The sequence below is a fragment of the Streptomyces sp. NPDC055815 genome (assembly GCF_053616475.1).
Window position 1 is genome coordinate 13,044 of the sequence record NZ_JBSHDU010000044.1, and the last position, 16,290, is coordinate 29,333.

A 16,290-nucleotide genomic window follows, 5' to 3' on the forward strand; every position below is an offset into this window, starting at 1 on the left:
AGGTGGCGGGCGGCAGCGGCAGGACCTTCGGGAGCCTGTGGGTGGCCGCGAGATACGCCCCGCCCAGGCCGCACGTCACCATCTGCCCCGGCCGCTGCACCGGCTCGGATGTCGTGCGATCAGGACAGGCTGGTCCAGATGCTCTTGACCTCGGTGTAGGCCTCGATGGCCTCCCATCCCATTTCCCGGCCGATGCCGGAGGACTTCATGCCGCCCCAGGCGGCACCGGCGTCGAGGCCCTGCATCATGTTGATCCACACGGTGCCCGCCTTGACCTGGCGCGCCAGACGGTTGGCGGTACCGATGTCTCGGGACCAGACAGCGGCGGCGAGCCCGTAGTCGGAGTCGTTGGCGAGGGTGACGAGCTCCTCCGGGTCGTCGTACGGCAGCACCGCCAGCACCGGAGCGAAGATCTCCTCGCGGGCGATGCGCATGTCCTGCCGGACGCCCGCGAAGACGGTCGGCTCGAAGAAGAAGCCGCCGGCCAGGTCGCCGTCGGGGCGGCTTCCGCCGGTCAGAAGCTCGGCTCCCTCGTCCTTGCCCAGTGCGACGTAGCGGGCGGTCTGCTCGACGTGCTCGGCCGAGACGAGTGGCCCGAGGTGAACCTCGGGGTCGAGGCCGTTGCCGAGGCGCAGGCTCCCGGCCGCTCCGGAGAGCTTCTCGGCGAATTCGTCGTGCCGCTTGGCGTCGACGTAGAAGCGGGTGTAAGCGGCGCAGACCTGACCGGAGTTGAGTAGTCCGCCCAGCAGGTTTCCCTGCACCGCGGCGTCGATGTCGGCATCCGCGGCGATGATGCTCGGCGCCTTGCCGCCGAGTTCCAGGGAAACCTTCTTCAGCGTCCGGCCGCACTCCGCACCGATCTCCCGGCCGACCGTCGTGGAGCCGGTGAAGGAGATCTTCTTGACCAGCGGGTGACTGACGAGGGCCTTGCCAGTCGCCGCACCACCGGTGACGACGTTGACCACGCCGGCCGGGAACCCGGCCTCCTCGATCAGTTCGGCCAGCCGCAGCGTGGACAGCGGGGTCTGCTCGGCAGGCTTGATCACCACGGTGTTGCCGGTGGCGAGTGCCGGGGCGAGCTTCCACACCAGGATCATCAGCGGGAAGTTCCACGGGGTGATGAGGCCGCAGACGCCGAGCGGTTCACGCCGGGTGCGGTAGTCCACGTTCGGCACGGACAGCGGCGCGGTGATGCCGGTGATCTTGGTGACCCAGCCGGCGTAGTAGCGGAAGTGCTCGACGGCGTTGGGTACCGAAAAGCCCGCGCTCACACCGAGCGGCTGCCCCTGGTCCCGGGTCTCCAGTGCAGCGATCTCCTCCGCGTTCTGCTCCAGCAGGTCGGCGAGGCGCAGCAGCAGCTTCGCGCGGGCGGCCGGCAGCAGTTCGCTCCACTCGGGCGAGGTGAACGCCTGATGAGCAGCCCGTACCGCGGCATCGACGTCTGCTTCGGTCGCCTCACGAAGCTCGGCAAGGACCTCGCCGGTGGCCGGGTTGAGGGAGGTGAAGGCGGAGCCACCGCCTGTGGCCCACTCGCCGCCGATGAGCATGTCGGTACGCATGAGAGTTTCTCCTTGTGGTGAATGACGACGAGTCAGGCTTCGGCGAGGATGAGTTCGGCTGCCTTCTCGCCGACCATGATCGAAGGGGCGTTGGTATTGCCGGACGGCACGGACGGCATGATCGAGGCGTCCGCGACCCGCAGCCCCTGCACGCCGTACACCCTCAGCGCGGGGTCCACGACGGCAAGCGAGTCCTGCCCCATTCGGCAGGTGCCGACCTGGTGGTGATACGTCCCCACCGCCCGGCGGACGTAGGAGCGCAGGTCGTCGCGTGTACGGGCGTCAGGACCGGGTGCCACCTCGGCTTTGCGCCAGGCGTCGAAAGCGGCCTGGCCGCCGATCTCCCGGCACAGCTCCACCGCGTCGACCAGCGCTTCGAGGTCGTACCGCTCGGCCAGGACGTTCGGGTCGAGCAGGGGAGCCGCCTCGGGGTCGGCCGAGGCCAAGCGCAGCGTGCCCCGCGAGAGCGGCCGGACGATACCCGGCGCGATGGTGTAGCCGTGCTCCGGCACCGGATAGGACTCGGCCGGATAGACCAGGTGCATGAAGAGCGGCTGAAGATCGGGGCCAGGGCGGCGAGCATCGGTCGAGGCGAAGAGCTGGCTCTCCAGCAAGTTGGCCTTCCCGGGCGGCAGCGGCCGAGACGCCTCGTAGACGTTGCTGACCAGCAGGTGGTCGTGCAGGTTCTCGCCCACGCCCGGCAGGTCGACGAGGACTTCGACACCTACCTCGCGTAGGTGCCTGGCCGGTCCGATCCCGGACAGCAGCAGCGTCTGCGCCGAGCCGATCACGCCGCCACTGAGGACCACCTCGGCAGAGGCGTACGCACGGTGCAGAGCGCCGTCCGCTGCGTACTCCACTCCGACCGCCCGGCCGTCCTCCAGCAGTACACGGCGTACACGGGCGCCAGTGGTGACGGTCAGGGCGGGGTGACCGAGCACGGGGGCGACGAAGCTCTGCCAGGCGCTCATCCGGCGTCCGTTCCGGATGGTGGCGTGGTTGAAGCCCACGCCGGCCATCCGCTCGCCGTTGAAATCGTCCGTGTGTTCGTGGCCGAGTGCGACTGCGGCCTCCACGAAGGCGGCGGTGGCGGGGTGCGGATCGATGATCCGGCTGACCGGCAGCAGACCACCCTCGCCGTGCCACTCGCTTCCGCCGTCGACGTGGTCCTCGGAGCGCCTGAACAGCGGAAGCACGCTGTCCCAGTCCCATCCAGGACACCCGTTGTAGGCCCAGGAGTCGTAGTCGCTGCGGTGACCGCGCACGTAGATCATGCCGTTCAGCGAACTGGATCCCCCGAGCACCTTGCCACGAGGCCAGTACAGCGAACGGTTGTTGGCATGGCGCTGAGGAACGGTCGTGGCCCCCCAATCGAGCGGCGACTGGAGCAGCAGCGGCCAGCCCTGCGGATCGTGCACTCGATCGTCACCGTCGACCGGACCGGCCTCCAGGACATGGACCGAATGCCCCCCGTCAAGCAGCCGCCGGGCGATCACACTGCCGGCCGAACCGGCGCCCACCACCAGATAGTCATGCTCCGTACGCCCCTGCTGCACGCCGCTCGCCTCCCGCAACCTCGTTGTCACGTGGCCGAAAAGCTAGAGCGGAGAAAGCCGGAGCGGGTCTCCACTGAGCGCACCAGTACTCGCCATTGGGTGCACCGTGCCCAGCTGTCTATCAAGCGCCACCCTTCGGTCGGACCCTGATGCGAACTGACCAAGGCGTCGCAACGCGTCCCGTTGCAGCGAGCTGGTGTGCAGGGCGCGGGCGTCAGTGTGGGCAGGGCTGTGGCGACTGGCAGCGTGTCGTCACCCATCGGTCGTTCTGCCGATGTGGTGCACGGAGGCGCCGCCCTACTGTCCCGGCACGCCTGAGCGGCGCCCTGTAGCAAGGAGGAAGCATGTCCACCGCTACGGCCATCCCCCCATCCAGCTGCGGCTGATCCACGATCACAGCCTCATCTGCGAGGTCTCCGACGGCAGCAGCACCAGTCCTCGTCTGCGCCGCGCCCGAGTCTTCGACGAGGGCGGCCGGGGCCTGCTCCTCGTCGCCCAACTCACCCAGAGATGGGGAACCCGCTACACCCGTGCCGACAAGACGATTTGGGCCGAGCAAACCATCTCCACGCCATGAGCTGACCACAACCCGTGTACCGCGCCCGCTAGTGGCAGCGGCCAACACGCAGGTCAACCGTTGCGACACAGTGTGCCCCGCAGAGAGCTCAGCCATGGCCGCCGATGATTCCAAGAAAAGGCGCATCGCTTGCAGGATCCGGCCGCGTGCGGTGCCTGGAGCGTCGAGGTTCGCTTCGCAGGCTCGTGCCAGGCGTCGCCGGTCGGGCGGGGCGGCGCGCCGATCGCGCTGTCCCACCCGACCGGAGTGCGCTGCAGCTCAGGAGGCTTGTTCGGATCCCAGAACGGTAGCGCCAGCACTGGTCTGGACACCCAGCACCGAGGCGGCCGGGGGATTGGCCCCAGCGCGGACGAGACCTGTCACCAGCAATCCCGCGAGGCCGACACCGGCGAACACGTAGAAGGCGTACGTCGGAGGCACACCGGCCCCAATCAGTGCTCCGCCCGCCACCGGACCGAAGATGCCGCCGAGCCGGCCGAACCCGGCACACCAGGCGACACCGGCGGCGCGGGCCACGGTGTCGTAGTAGTTGGACACGAATCCGTAGATCAGGACCTGGGTGCCCAGCGTTCCCACACCGGCGACGGCGACGAGAGCAAGGAGCACGCCGAGCGGCAGGTTGATCGTCAGCAGGGCCAGCGAGGCAGCGGCCAGGCCGAAGGTGACCGCGATGACGCGTTGCGCGCCGAGACGGTCGGCGATCCGCGAGCCGAGCAGCCCGCCGATGATGGCGCCGCCGTTCAGCGTCAGCAGGAAAGCCAGCGCGTACGACTTCCCGTAGCCGTTGCGGCCCATGATCTCTGGCAGCCAGGTGTTCAGGCCGTAGGTGAGCAGGAGACCGGAGAAGCTCATCAGCCCGAGGAAGAAGGTAGAGAGGGCGTAACGACGGGTGGCGAGGGCCGCGAACCCAACCTTGCTGTTCTGTTCGGTGAGAACCGAACCCGCTTCCGGGAGGGGGATGCCGGTGTGGCCGGAAACCTCGTTGGCCCGCTCTGTGTACCCGCGGGCAAGAAGCCACTTGGGCGACTCCGGCAGCTTCAGCAGTGCGACAGGCAGCAGCAGGACGAGAGGCAGGGCTCCGATGAAGAAGAGCCCACGCCAGCCGATCGCATCGGATGTGAGCAGAGCAAGCAGTGCCGCGAGAACACCGCCGGCGGGGACGCCGCTGTACACGATGGCGTTGTAGAAGTTGCGGCGGCCCGGCGGGGCGAACTCGGCGATCAGGGCTCCGACGGTGACAACCAGGGCTCCCACGCCTATCCCCGTGAAGAAACGCAGGAAGCCGAAGGCGGTGACGCTGGTGGCGAACGAGGTCAGGCCCATGCCGACGGAAAACCAGACAAGGTTGACCACCATGACGCGGCGCCGTCCGACGCGGTCGCCTACGGCGCCTGCTGCCAGAGCACCGACCATGACGCCCACCAGGGCGTAGGAGCCGAGTGCTCCGGCTTGGCCTGGGGAAAGGGCGCCGAGCTGGTCCGGGTCCCGCAAGAGCGTGGGTACGACGGTGCCGTAGACGACGAGGTCGTAACCGTCGAAGAGGAGGGTGACGGCGGCGATGCTGACGATCCACCAGAGGCTGTTGCGCTGGCGACGTACGTCGGTGGTCGTTCTACGCTCGTGATCGGTCATGGCATGTCCCTGGGTTGGTGAGCGGGGGTGGGGACGGGCAACGTGAAAAGGCGAAGAGGCCTCGGCCCTGCTCTTCGCCGGCGGCGGGCGGCGCTGTGCCCCTGAGGTCAGGCTTTGTCGGAGGCGAGAAGCACGATCGCGGCGGACTGTGCCGCCTTCAGCCCCAGTCGGTGCCATGGCGTTGAGCCGTTGGCGGTGGGGATGCCGATTCGACGCTCCTGGCGGCTACGGAGGAGAAGCTGCTCGCGGTCTTCCGTCCGGGACGACATCAACCCGACGTCTCGGTCGCCGGCCTCTCGGTCCAGCCAACCTTGGTGAGGTTGTCCGAGTCCGTCGGATGCCGTGGGCGCCTCTGTGAGATCCGGTTGCGGTATCGGCCCGTCCCTCTGGATCGATTGGATCGATCGATCCACCAGGCCGGGGCAGGTGATGCGATTGGTTGCCCAGAACCATGACATCGAGGTGAGGAATCTAACCCGGTGTTTTCCCCAGGGTTGACCAAGGGGGGTATTGATATCGGCATCAGATGAATTAGTTGAGATCGCGTATATGTCTTTCCGGGGCTCGTCTGCTTGGGCTCGGACTTCGCTGGTCCGGAGGGGGGAAGCTGCAGGTGACAGGTCATGCCGAGTAAGGGCGCCGCAGTTCAGGGTGATCGTGACGTCGACGCAACGGGATGGCTGGTGACGTCGGCGGAGGCGTTGGTCCTCGGCGCACCCACCCACGAAGCGGACGCGATCGGCGCAGCTGTCGGCGACTTGCGGCTGACTGCGGTTGCCTGAACCCAGGCGCACAACGGAGCCCATCAGGGCCGGCGGTCTTGGCGCTACGGGCGGTCGTTCTCATACGTCCCCGAAGTCACCCGCACGATCGGCAGGGAACAACCACTTTCCAGCGGGCACCAGAGGCGAGCAGGGAAAGACTGCGAGCATGGGGGCCGATCCCTACTGCCTGTGCGGAGTGGACCTCTCGAGGACGGTGGCCGGACCGGGCGTCGAGGTCACCTCGACGCCTCGGACGGTTCACATCACGGGCTCTCGCCGACCACTGCCCCGGGCAGTCCTTCCTGCGTGACGGCGCGGGATGAGCCGCGGGTCAGGAGCAGAACACAGATCAGGCTGGCGCCGCAGATTCCCACCAGGTAGAGGGTGATTGGCCGGCTGGCGTGGGCGGAGTCGTAGAGCGCCGTGGCGATGATGGGGGCCAGGCCGCCACCGAGGACGGCGCCGACCTGGTAGCCGAGCGAGATCCCGCTGTAGCGCAGACGGGCCTCGAACAACTCCGAAAAGAGAGCAGCCTGAGGGCCGTACGTGAAACCGAGGATGATTCCGAGCCCCCCGAGCGCCGACAGTGCGAGACCTGTGGAGGCGGTGTCGAGGAGGGGGAAGTAGACCACTGCCCAGACCACAAGGGCCGCAGAACCAGCGAGGATGACCCTCCGCCGCCCAAAACGGTCGGACAGGGCGGCCGCCCAGGGGATGGACACCAGCCACACGGCGGCGGCCGCAAGGACCAGGACCAGGACTGTGTCGCGGCTGAATCCGAGTCCGGCGGTGGCGTAGGACAGCGTGTAGGCCATGAAGATGTACCCGAAGGCGTTGTTGCCTATGAAGGTGCCGCCGGCTAGCAGGACGTCCTTCCATTGAGTGCGCAGAACCTCGACCACAGGCATGCCGGCGGGCGCGCGACCGCCGGTGGCCGCCCGGGAGAACTCAGGGCTCTCGTCGACCTTCAGGCGGATGAGGAGGCCGACGCCCACCAGCAGGAAGCTCGCCAGGAAGGGGATACGCCAGCCCCACTCGGCAAACGCGGACGGCCCCGCCACGTTCGAGACGGCGAGGAAGACGACGTTGGCCAGGATGAGCCCACCGGGCACGCCCATTTGCGGGAAGCCGCCGTAGAACCCGCGCTTGCCCGGCGGGGCATGCTCGACCGCCATGAGCGCTGCCCCGCCCCACTCGCCACCGACGCCCAGGCCTTGGATCAGCCGCAGAAGCACCAGGAGTACAGGGGCCCAGATGCCGATGGCTTCGTAGGAAGGCAGAAGCCCGATGCAGGTGGTGGCCAGTCCCATCATGGTCAGGGACAGCACGAGCATGGCCTTGCGGCCGATTCGGTCACCGAAGTGGCCCATGACCACACCGCCGAGAGGGCGGGCGAGGAAGCCGACGGTGTACGTGGCGAACGAGGCCAGCGTGCCTGCCGCAGGGGAGAACTGCGGGAAGAACTGCGGGCCGAACACGAGGGCTGCGGCAGTGCCGTAGATGAAGTAGTCGTACCACTCGACGGCGGTGCCGACGAAGCTGGCGGTGACCACGCGGCGCAAGTGACGCTGCTGGCCGCGCGCGTGGGTTTGGGACACAGAGACTCCTGCCTTGAGGGGTGAGGCTCGGCGCGAGGCAGTGCCGCGCCGACGCAGAGAAGGAGAAGCCGGGCCGTCCGCCCACGGACCGGAAGCCGCGTCCCGGACCGGCAGAAGCCGGTCACACGGTGCCGCGTGGCGCACACGGTAGGTGCCCGCTGAACCCCCCGCAAGGTTCCCGGCCGGTAGGGGGAAGTTCTCCCTTCAGGGGTTCCCGACGGCGGCTATCGCGGGTATGGTCCAAAATAATCAAAGCTTTGATTAGATGTGCCGAGGTGCCTCACCGCACCCTTGCCCCGCTCTTAAGGGGCCACACAGCCCTGGTGGGGGCATCCCGCCCGATGCCCCCACCAGGCGCCCCTGGTCACACTGCCCTTCCCCCGCCCACAGGCGCCGGCACGGCCGGCACGCGACCCAAGGGGGTCCCGCATGTCACAAGCCCTCGCTCCTCCCAATCCCGGCGCCCTGCGCGCCTGCCTGTCCCGGTTCGCCACCGGCGTCACCGTCGTGACGTACGAAAGCGAAGACGGCCCCCGAGGCGCGACCATGAACTCCTTCACGTCCGTCTCCGCAGACCCCCCGCTCATACTCGTCAGCGTCGCTCGCAGGGCCCGCTGTCACGACCAGCTCCTCGGCCGCTCGTTCTGCGTCAACATCCTCGGATCCGAACAAGAGCCATTGGCACGGCTGTTCGCCGGCGCACACGGCACCACCGAACCCGCCTGGGCGGCCGAAGCCGACGTGCCCCGCCTTGCGAACCCCCTGGCATGGGTGGAATGCGGCCCGTGGCGCACATACGACGGCGGCGACCACACCCTCGTCGTCGGCCGCGTCACAGACCTCGGCCACCGTGACGGCGACGCCCTCACCTACGCATGGAGCCGCTTCGGCACCGCGGCCGAGACCACCGACGGCATCGAACACCTCATCTGACCTCGCACACCACACTCCCCAGGGAGCACCACCATGGCCGCACGCACCGGCAAGGAATTCCTCGAGCGCCTCTCCCAGTCCCGCGCCACCGTCCATGTCCAGGGCGAGACCCTCACCGGCCGCATCCAGGACCACCCCGCCTTCCGCAACGTCGTCCAGACCTATGCCGAGCTCTACGACCTCCAGCACTCGGACGAGCACAAGGACACCCTCACCTACACCTCACCGACATCCGGCAACCGCGTCGGCACGTCCTTCCTCACCCCGAAGACCCCGGACGACCTGGTCAAGCGGCGCCAGGCGTTCAAGGTGTGGGCCGATCACAGCAACGGGATGCTCGGCCGCACCGGCGACTACATGAACAGCTCCCTCATGGCGCTGGCCTCGGCCGCCGACTGGTTCGCCCAGGCGAACCCGGCCTTCGGCGAGAACATCCGCCGCTACTACGAGAAGGTCCGCGAAGAGGACCTTCTGTGCACGCACACCCTGATCCCGCCACAGGTCAACCGCTCGGTCGCCGGCACCCAGCAGGCCGGTGGCAAGCTGGCCGCCCGGATCGTGAAGGAGGACGACAACGGCATCGTGATCCACGGCGCGCGGATGCTCGCCACCATCGCGCCGTTCGCCGACGAGATGCTGGTCTTCCCCTCGACGGTGCTGCGCGGCACCCCCGAGGACAAGCCGTACTCGTACGCCTTCGCCATCCCCAATGACACCCCGGGCCTGCGCTACATCGCCCGCGAACCCCTTGACTACGACCGCCCGGCCCACGACCACCCCCTGGCCTCCCGCTTCGAGGAGTCGGACTGCGTCGTGGTCTTCGACAACGTGCACGTGCCCTTCGAGCGCGTCTTCGCCATGGGCGACGCCGAGCTGTGCAACGGCTTCTACTCCCAGACCAACTCGGTCAACCACATGACCCACCAGGTCGTCACCCGCACCACCGCCAAGACGGAGTACGTCCTCGGCCTGGTGTCGCTGCTGACCGAGGCCATCGGCATCGAGCAGTTCGGTCACGTCCAGGAGGACGTCGCCGAGATCATCACGACGCTGGAGACCCTGCGCGCGTTCCTGCGTGCCGCGGAGGCCGATGCCGAGGTCAACGAGTACGGCGTCCTCACCCCCGCCTGGGCGCCGCTCAACGCCGCCCGCAACCTCTACCCCAAGCTCTACCAGCGCTTCCCGGAGATCCTGCGCAAGCTCGGCGCCTCCGGCCTGATGGCCACCCCGACCGAGCTGGACATCAACGGGCCCGCCGCCGCCGACATCGAGGCCTACCTGCAGTCGGCCACCCTCACCGGCGCCGAGCGGGTCAAGCTCTTCCGCCTGGTGTGGGACACCTGCATCTCCGCGTTCTCCAGCCGCCAGGCCCTCTACGAGTACTACTTCTTCGGCGACCCGGTCCGCATGGCCGGCGCGTACGTGAAGAGCTACGACCGTGATCCGTACAAGGCGAAGGTCCAGGCCTTCCTCGACCGCGCCTGACCGGGGGCGGACGACATGACACACCCGCTCGGCAACCCACCGTCGAAGATCATCGCGGTTCATCTCAACTACCCCAGCCGCGCCCGGGAGCGCGGCCGGATCCCCGCCCAGCCCTCGTACTTCCTCAAGCCCCCCTCCTCGCTGGCGGGCACCAAAGATGCCCTCGTTCGGCCCGAGGGATGCGAACTCCTCGGTTTCGAGGGGGAGATCGCCCTCGTCATCGGATCGCGGGCCCAGCGCGTAAGCCCCGAGGACGGCTGGCAGTACGTGCGCTGGGTGACGGCCGCGAACGACGCCGGGTTGTACGACCTGCGCTACGCGGACCGGGGCTCCAACCTCCGCTCCAAGGGCGCCGACGGGCTCACCCCGCTCGGACCGCGCCTCCTCGACGCCCGCCGACTCGACCCGACGGCTTTGCGGCTGAGGACCTGGGTCAATGGCGAGCTGGTCCAGGACGACACCACGGACACCCTGCTGTTCCCTTTCGGACAGCTGATCGCCGACCTGTCCCGCCTTGTCACCCTGGAGCCGGGAGACGTCATCCTCACCGGCACACCGGCCGGCGCCTCGGTCGCCTCGCCCGGGGACGTGGTGGAGGTCGAGGTCAGCGGCGACGGCCTGTCCACCGGGCGCCTGCGCAACCCTGTCGCCGCCGGGCCCGCCCTGGAGCCGTACGGGGCGATGCCCCGACGGGACGAGGCAGAGCGCGAAGCCGCCTACGGCACCGCCTACACGCCGACGCCTCTGCTGGACAAGGCCCTTGAGGACGGGCTGCGGTCGGTGGCCGTCGCCACTCTCAGCGCCCAGCTGCGCTCGCGGGGACTGCCGCACATGTCCATCGACGGCGTCCGGCCCACCCGACCGGACCAGAGGATGGTCGGAGTCGCCCACACCCTGCGCTACCTGCCGCTGCGCGAGGACCTCTTCACGAGGTACGGCAACGGGATGAACGCCCAGAAGCGGGCGATCGAGGAGCTGAGGCCTGGCCACGTGCTGGTGATGGACGCCCGACGCGACACCTCGGCCGGCACTCTCGGCGACATTCTCGCGCTGCGCGCCCAGATGCGCGGAGCGGCCGGGGTCGTGACCGACGGCGGCCTGCGCGACAGCGCCGCGGTCACCAACCTGGGCCTGCCCGTCTACCACGCGGGCGAGCACCCCTCGGTCCTGGGCCGCCGCCACGTGCCATGGGACACCGGCGTTCCGATCGCCTGCGGCGGCGCCCTGGTGCAGCCCGGCGACCTGATCGTCGGCGACGCGGACGGCGTCGTCGTCGTGCCGCCCGACCTCGCGGAGGAGCTGATCGCCGACTGCCGGGAGCAGGAACTGCGCGAGCGGTTCATCACCGAGCAGGTGCGCGCCGGACACGGTGTGGACGGGCTCTACCCCCTCGGCCCCGCATGGCGCGAACAGTTCGACCTGTGGCGCCACAGCCATGACCCCGCGTGCGCTCCCGACACCCCGCACGCCTCGCAAGGAGAATCCGCATGAAGTTCCGCAGCGACCCCTCTGCCATCCGGGGCTCCATCGCCCCGGTCGTCACCCCGTTCACCGCCGAGGGTGCCATCGACCACGCGAGTCTGCGCTCGCTCGTCCGCTTCCAGCTGGACTCCGGTTCGCATGGCATCTCGCTGGGCGGCTCCACAGGCGAACCGAGCGCGCAGTCCGTCTCCGAGCGGATCGCCGGCATGCGTACGGCGGTTGAGGAGATCGGGGACCGCGTCCCGTTCCTTCCGGGCACCGGCTCGCACAAGCTGGACGAGACCCTGGAACTGACCGCGGCCGCCCAGGAGCTCGGCGCCGACGCCGCCCTGGTGATCACCCCCTACTACGCGCGCCCCACCCAGGAGGCGCTGTACCAGTGGTATGCCACCGTGGCCCGTGAGTTCCCGGACCTGCCGATCGTCGCGTACAACGTGCCCTCGCGCACGGCCGTCGATATCGCCCCGGAGACCGTCAAGCGGCTGTTCTCCGACTTCGACAACTTCGTCGGCGTCAAGGAGACGACGAAGGACTTCGAGCACTTCTCCCGCGTGCTGCACGCCTGTGGCCGCTCGCTGCTCGTGTGGTCCGGCATCGAGCTGCTGTGCCTGCCGCTGCTCGCCCTGGGCGGAGCCGGCTTCGTCAGTGCCGTGGCAAACCTGGCACCCGGCGCGGTGGCGCGCATGTACGAGCTGTGGGAGGCAGGCGACTTCGATGGCGCCCGGGACCTGCACTACCGCCTGCACCCGCTGGTCGACCTGCTGTTCGTCGAGACCAACCCGGCACCGGCGAAGTGGGTGCTGGCCCAACAGGGCCGGATCGCGTCCGGGCACGTCCGGCCCCCGCTGACCGCGCCCACGGACCAGGGCCTCGCCCGGATCCGCCCCCTCCTCGCCGAGGGCGGAGACCTCACCCAGCAGATCGGAGCCGACAAGTGAGCACCGCTCCCGAGGGCCTGCCCGCCCTCATCCGGCACTGGATCGGCGGCGAACTCGCCGACGCGTCCGACGGCCGCACCTTCGAGGTGACCGACCCGGTGTCCAACACCCCCTACACCCGGGGCGCGCGCGGCTCGGAGACCGACGTCCAGCGGGCCGTCGACGCGGCGCGTACCGCATTCCCCACCTGGGCCGCGCTCTCCAACCGTGAGCGCGCCCGGATCCTGTACCGCGTCGCCGACGCGGTCGAGGCCCGCCACGACCGCCTCGCGCACTTCGAGTCGTACGACTCGGGCCTGCCCATCACGCAGGCGAAGGGGCAGGCGCGCCGCGCGGCGGAGAACTTCCGCTACTTCGCCGACGTGATCGTCGCGCTCGGAGAGGAGGCGTTCCGGCAGGGCGACGAGCAGTTCAGCTACGTCGTCCGCACCCCGGTCGGCGTCGCCGGACTGATCACCCCCTGGAACACCCCGTTCATGCTGGAGAGCTGGAAGCTGGCCCCCGCCCTGGCCTCCGGCTGCACCCTGATCCTCAAGCCCGCCGAGTGGACGCCGCTGTCGGCCTCCCTCTGGCCGGAGATCTTTGCCGAGGCCGGTGTCCCGGCGGGTGTCGTGAACATCGTCCACGGCATCGGCGAGGAGGCCGGCCAGGCCCTGGTCGACCACCCGGACGTGCCGCTGATCTCCTTCACGGGCTCGACCGAGACCGGCCGGCACATCATCCGCTCCTCGGCCCAGCACCTGAAGACCACGTCGATGGAACTGGGCGGGAAGTCGCCCGTCGTCGTCTTCGCCGACGCCGACGTCGAAGCCGCCCTGGACTCGGTGGTATTCGGCGTCTTCTCCCTCAACGGCGAGCGCTGCACGGCCGGTTCACGGGTCCTCGTCGAGCGCCCGCTGTACGAGGAGTTCACCCGCCGCCTCGCCGAACGGGCCGATCGGGTCAAGGTCGGCCTGCCGTCCGACCCGGCCACCGAGGTGGGCGCGCTGGTCCACACCGAGCACTACCAGCGCGTCCTCGGCTACGTGGAGATCGGCAGGAAGGAGGCCAGGCTGGTGGCCGGCGGCGCCCGCCCGGCCCACCTCGCCGACGGCAACTACCTTCAGCCGACCGTCTTCGCGGACGTCGAGCGTGACGACCGCATCTTCCAGGAGGAGATCTTCGGCCCCGTCGTCGCCGTCGCTCCCTTCGACGACGAGGCCGAGGCGGTCGAACTGGCCAACGCCACCCAGTACGGCCTGGCCGCGTACATCTGGACGTCCGACCTCAAGCGAGGCCACCGCCTCGCCCACGCCGTCGAGTCCGGCATGGTCTGGATCAACTCCCACAACGTCCGTGACCTGCGCACCCCCTTCGGAGGAGTCAAGGCCTCCGGCGTCGGCCGCGAGGGTGGGGCCCACAGCATCGACTTCTACACCGAATCCAAGATCGTCCACGTAGCTCTCGGCGACGTCCACACTCCCCGATTCGGAGCCGCTCGATGACCGCCGCACCCGCACCGGACGTGGTCCGTTCCGCCTACGCCCAGCTCGCCGTCACGGACCTGGCAAAGGCCCGCTGGTTCTGGGTCGACATGCTGGGCTTCCACGTCCAGTACGAGGACACTCACTCCCTCTATCTGCGAGGGACCGACGAGCTGACCCACCACTCCCTTGTCCTGCGCAAGGGCGAGATCGCTGCCCTCGACCACATCTCCTACCGGGTGCGCACCCCCGAGGACGTCGACAAGGCGGAGCGGTTCTTCACCAGCCTCGGCCGCCCGGTCAGGCGGCTGAAGAGGGGAGAGGGCGCGCACGGCGTCGGCGATGCCGTGCGCGTCGTCGACCCGCTCGGATTCCCAGTGGAGTTCTTCCACGAGATCGACCGCGCAGAGCGCCTCATCCAGCGCTACGACCTCCGGCGCGGCGCGGAGATCGCCCGCCTGGACCACTTCAACATCTGCACCCCCGACATCCCGGCCGCCTACGCCCACTACCAGTCTCTCGGCTTCGGCTGCTCGGAGACAATCGAAGGCGACGAGCACGAACTGTACGCGGCCTGGATGTACCGCAAGCAGACCGTCCACGACGTGGCCTTCACCGGCGGCGCAGGACCCCGCCTGCACCACGTCGGGGTGGCCACACACGAATCCCACCAGGTCTTGCGAACCGCCGACATCTTCGGTTCCCTGCACGAGGAGAAGTACATTGAGCGTGGTCCCGGCCGGCACGGCGTCTCCAACGCCTTCTACCTCTACCTGCGCGACCCGGACGGCCACCGTGTGGAGATCTATACCTCCGACTACTACACCGGCGACCCCGACCACGAGACGTACCGGTGGAACGTCCACGACGACCGTCGCCGAGACTTCTGGGGGAACGCCGTGATCGATTCCTGGTACAAGGAAGCGACCCCGGTCCTCGGCCTCGACGGCACACCCCAGCCGATCGGCGACGCCCTGCTGGACGAGTCCGCGGTGCAGGTCGGGGCCGACGGACTCGGTTGAGAGGCACGAGTGGCGGGCGTCAAATCAGCAGCGGTGCCCGCCGATTCCGCGTCACGGACTGGTCCCGCTCATAACCGATATGGAGCGGCCTCCTTCGGCGCTGCCAAGAGCTTTGCATCGGCCGGTGCCCGTTGTACCTGCGGGCACCGGCTCCGCTACACAGGGTGACAACGCCCGCAGTCCCGGGCGGGCAGCGGCGCGATGAGCCGCCGAAGGCTGTCCTTCCTCCTCGCGTCGACGGACGGCGGAGCTCCAGCACTACGGGGCTACCGCGCGACTGCGCAACCATGATGCAGCTCCGCGGCACACGGCCAGCCAATTGAGGCGTGCCGCATCACGGCACACGAACTGGGGGTGATGGTGGCAAAACCCGTCTCCTGTACCCATGTGGCAAGACCAGGACCACCAAAGGCACACGCCGATCGTGTGGTTTGACGAGGACGTCACCAGGTACTTCGCCTCGGCCGCGGCCTGATCGACCGCACCATCTTCAGCGCTCCGGCCCTCTACCAGCAGGAGCTGCACCGAGTCTTCGCGCCCAGCTGGCTGTTCCTAGCGCACGAGAGCCAGTTCGAGAAACGGCGCGACTTCTTCACCACGTACATGGGGGAAGACCCGGTCATCGTCGCCATGGGCCGGGAGCGGAAGCTGCGCGCCTTCCTCAATGCCCGCCGGCATCGTGGCATGCGGGTCTGTCGGGCGGACGAGGGTGCGACGAAGGCGTTCACCTGCAGTTACCACGGCTGGTCGTACGACATGGCCGGAAAGCTCGTCAATGTCCCCAACGGAGACGACTATCCGGCCCACTTCGAGCGTGAGCAGTGGGGACTGAGCGAGGTCGCCCAACTCGACACGTACGAGGGACTGGTTTTCGCGACCGGGAGCAGGCGGGTGCCCTGACGTGTCCCTGATGCCTTCTTCCCGCTGCCAAGAGTGACCTCACGCGAAGGAGGCGTCAGATCGGCCGGCTGCTTGACCGTTCTCCTTCGGTTAGGGAAGCCCGCCGAAGGAGAACGAGGGCTCCGGATGGCTGTGATTGGCATCTCCGGCAGACGAGCGCGCCCTCCCAGGGGGAGAGGGGCTTCGTGGAAGCCGCCTGCGGATCTCCCAGCGGATCCGCAGGCGACGAAAACAAGTGCCGGGGAGTCGAAGGCGAGGTCGACAACTCGGCGTGAGCGCGGAGTTCGGAGCGAGCGGTGGAATGGGCTGCGACGACGCTGCGGTTGCCGACGGTCGGGCGGACAGCGGGCGGGATGCTGGTGGCAGCGATGATCAGGAGGT

Annotated in this window: 11 protein-coding genes and 1 pseudogene; 8 read left to right on the plus strand and 4 right to left on the minus strand. The window is 68.8% G+C overall.

Annotation, left to right across the window (positions count from 1 at the left end; genetic code table 11):
- Positions 1-119: 119 nt before the first annotated feature.
- Together ACWGN5_RS25760 and ACWGN5_RS25765 are read right to left on the minus strand one after the other, a co-directional pair.
- The gene (locus ACWGN5_RS25760; RefSeq protein ID WP_453519238.1) at positions 120-1,559 is read right to left on the minus strand and encodes an aldehyde dehydrogenase family protein; all 1,440 of its coding nucleotides are present in this window, start codon (positions 1,557-1,559) and stop codon (positions 120-122) included.
- A 32-nt stretch (positions 1,560-1,591) separates the two neighbouring features.
- The gene (locus ACWGN5_RS25765) at positions 1,592-3,115 is read right to left on the minus strand and encodes a GMC family oxidoreductase (protein ID WP_453519240.1); all 1,524 of its coding nucleotides are present in this window, start codon (positions 3,113-3,115) and stop codon (positions 1,592-1,594) included.
- A 352-nt stretch (positions 3,116-3,467) separates the two neighbouring features.
- On the opposite strand from ACWGN5_RS25765, the pseudogene ACWGN5_RS25770 reads away from it, so the two are divergent.
- Positions 3,468-3,692, plus strand: a pseudogene (locus ACWGN5_RS25770) (ATP-binding protein); the annotation flags it as partial.
- Between the two features lie 258 nt (positions 3,693-3,950).
- On the opposite strand, the gene ACWGN5_RS25775 reads toward ACWGN5_RS25770, so the two are convergent.
- Positions 3,951-5,324, minus strand: a complete 1,374-nt coding sequence (locus tag ACWGN5_RS25775; protein ID WP_453519243.1) for an MFS transporter — start codon at positions 5,322-5,324, stop codon at positions 3,951-3,953.
- Positions 5,325-6,351: 1,027 nt separating this feature from the next.
- On the minus strand, positions 6,352-7,686 hold the full coding sequence (locus ACWGN5_RS25780) for an MFS transporter (protein WP_453519246.1): 1,335 nt from the start codon (positions 7,684-7,686) through the stop codon (positions 6,352-6,354).
- Positions 7,687-8,115: 429 nt separating this feature from the next.
- On the opposite strand from ACWGN5_RS25780, the gene ACWGN5_RS25785 reads away from it, so the two are divergent.
- From ACWGN5_RS25785 to ACWGN5_RS25815, 7 genes are all read left to right on the plus strand, one after another.
- Positions 8,116-8,619, plus strand: coding sequence for a flavin reductase family protein (locus ACWGN5_RS25785; RefSeq protein WP_453519248.1), 504 nt, complete (start codon positions 8,116-8,118; stop codon positions 8,617-8,619).
- Positions 8,620-8,652: 33 nt separating this feature from the next.
- Complete coding sequence (gene hpaB, locus ACWGN5_RS25790; RefSeq protein WP_453519251.1) at positions 8,653-10,104, plus strand: 4-hydroxyphenylacetate 3-monooxygenase, oxygenase component; 1,452 nt, start codon at positions 8,653-8,655, stop codon at positions 10,102-10,104.
- A 15-nt stretch (positions 10,105-10,119) separates the two neighbouring features.
- Positions 10,120-11,595: a fumarylacetoacetate hydrolase family protein gene (locus ACWGN5_RS25795; RefSeq protein ID WP_453519253.1), complete on the plus strand. Its 1,476-nt coding sequence runs from the start codon at positions 10,120-10,122 to the stop codon at positions 11,593-11,595.
- Positions 11,592-12,524 (plus strand): 4-hydroxy-tetrahydrodipicolinate synthase, encoded by a 933-nt coding sequence (gene dapA, locus ACWGN5_RS25800; RefSeq protein ID WP_453519255.1) that lies wholly within the window; start codon positions 11,592-11,594, stop codon positions 12,522-12,524. Before ACWGN5_RS25795 ends, dapA begins: the two co-directional genes overlap by 4 nt.
- Positions 12,521-14,008 carry a 5-carboxymethyl-2-hydroxymuconate semialdehyde dehydrogenase gene (gene hpaE / locus ACWGN5_RS25805; RefSeq protein WP_453519257.1) on the plus strand — a complete coding sequence of 496 codons (1,488 nt, stop codon included), beginning with the start codon at positions 12,521-12,523 and terminating at the stop codon, positions 14,006-14,008. The genes dapA and hpaE overlap by 4 nt, the downstream gene beginning before the upstream one ends.
- Complete coding sequence (hpaD, locus tag ACWGN5_RS25810) at positions 14,005-15,009, plus strand: 3,4-dihydroxyphenylacetate 2,3-dioxygenase (RefSeq protein ID WP_453519258.1); 1,005 nt, start codon at positions 14,005-14,007, stop codon at positions 15,007-15,009. The genes hpaE and hpaD overlap by 4 nt, the downstream gene beginning before the upstream one ends.
- Positions 15,010-15,555: 546 nt before the next feature.
- Entirely contained in the window at positions 15,556-15,909 is a 354-nt protein-coding gene (locus ACWGN5_RS25815) for a Rieske 2Fe-2S domain-containing protein (protein ID WP_453519338.1), read from the plus strand.
- Positions 15,910-16,290 lie beyond the last annotated feature (381 nt).

Excerpts from the sequence above, each read along its gene's own strand:
- ACWGN5_RS25760 (WP_453519238.1), bottom strand. The coding sequence starts at position 1,559 with ATGCGTACCGACATGCTCATCGGCGGCGAGTGGGCCACAGGCGGTGGC.
- ACWGN5_RS25775 (WP_453519243.1), bottom strand. The coding sequence starts at position 5,324 with ATGACCGATCACGAGCGTAGAACGACCACCGACGTACGTCGCCAGCGC.
- ACWGN5_RS25785 (WP_453519248.1), top strand. The coding sequence starts at position 8,116 with ATGTCACAAGCCCTCGCTCCTCCCAATCCCGGCGCCCTGCGCGCCTGC.
- hpaB (WP_453519251.1), top strand. The coding sequence starts at position 8,653 with ATGGCCGCACGCACCGGCAAGGAATTCCTCGAGCGCCTCTCCCAGTCC.
- ACWGN5_RS25795 (WP_453519253.1), top strand. The coding sequence starts at position 10,120 with ATGACACACCCGCTCGGCAACCCACCGTCGAAGATCATCGCGGTTCAT.
- dapA (WP_453519255.1), top strand. The coding sequence starts at position 11,592 with ATGAAGTTCCGCAGCGACCCCTCTGCCATCCGGGGCTCCATCGCCCCG.
- hpaD (WP_453519258.1), top strand. The coding sequence starts at position 14,005 with ATGACCGCCGCACCCGCACCGGACGTGGTCCGTTCCGCCTACGCCCAG.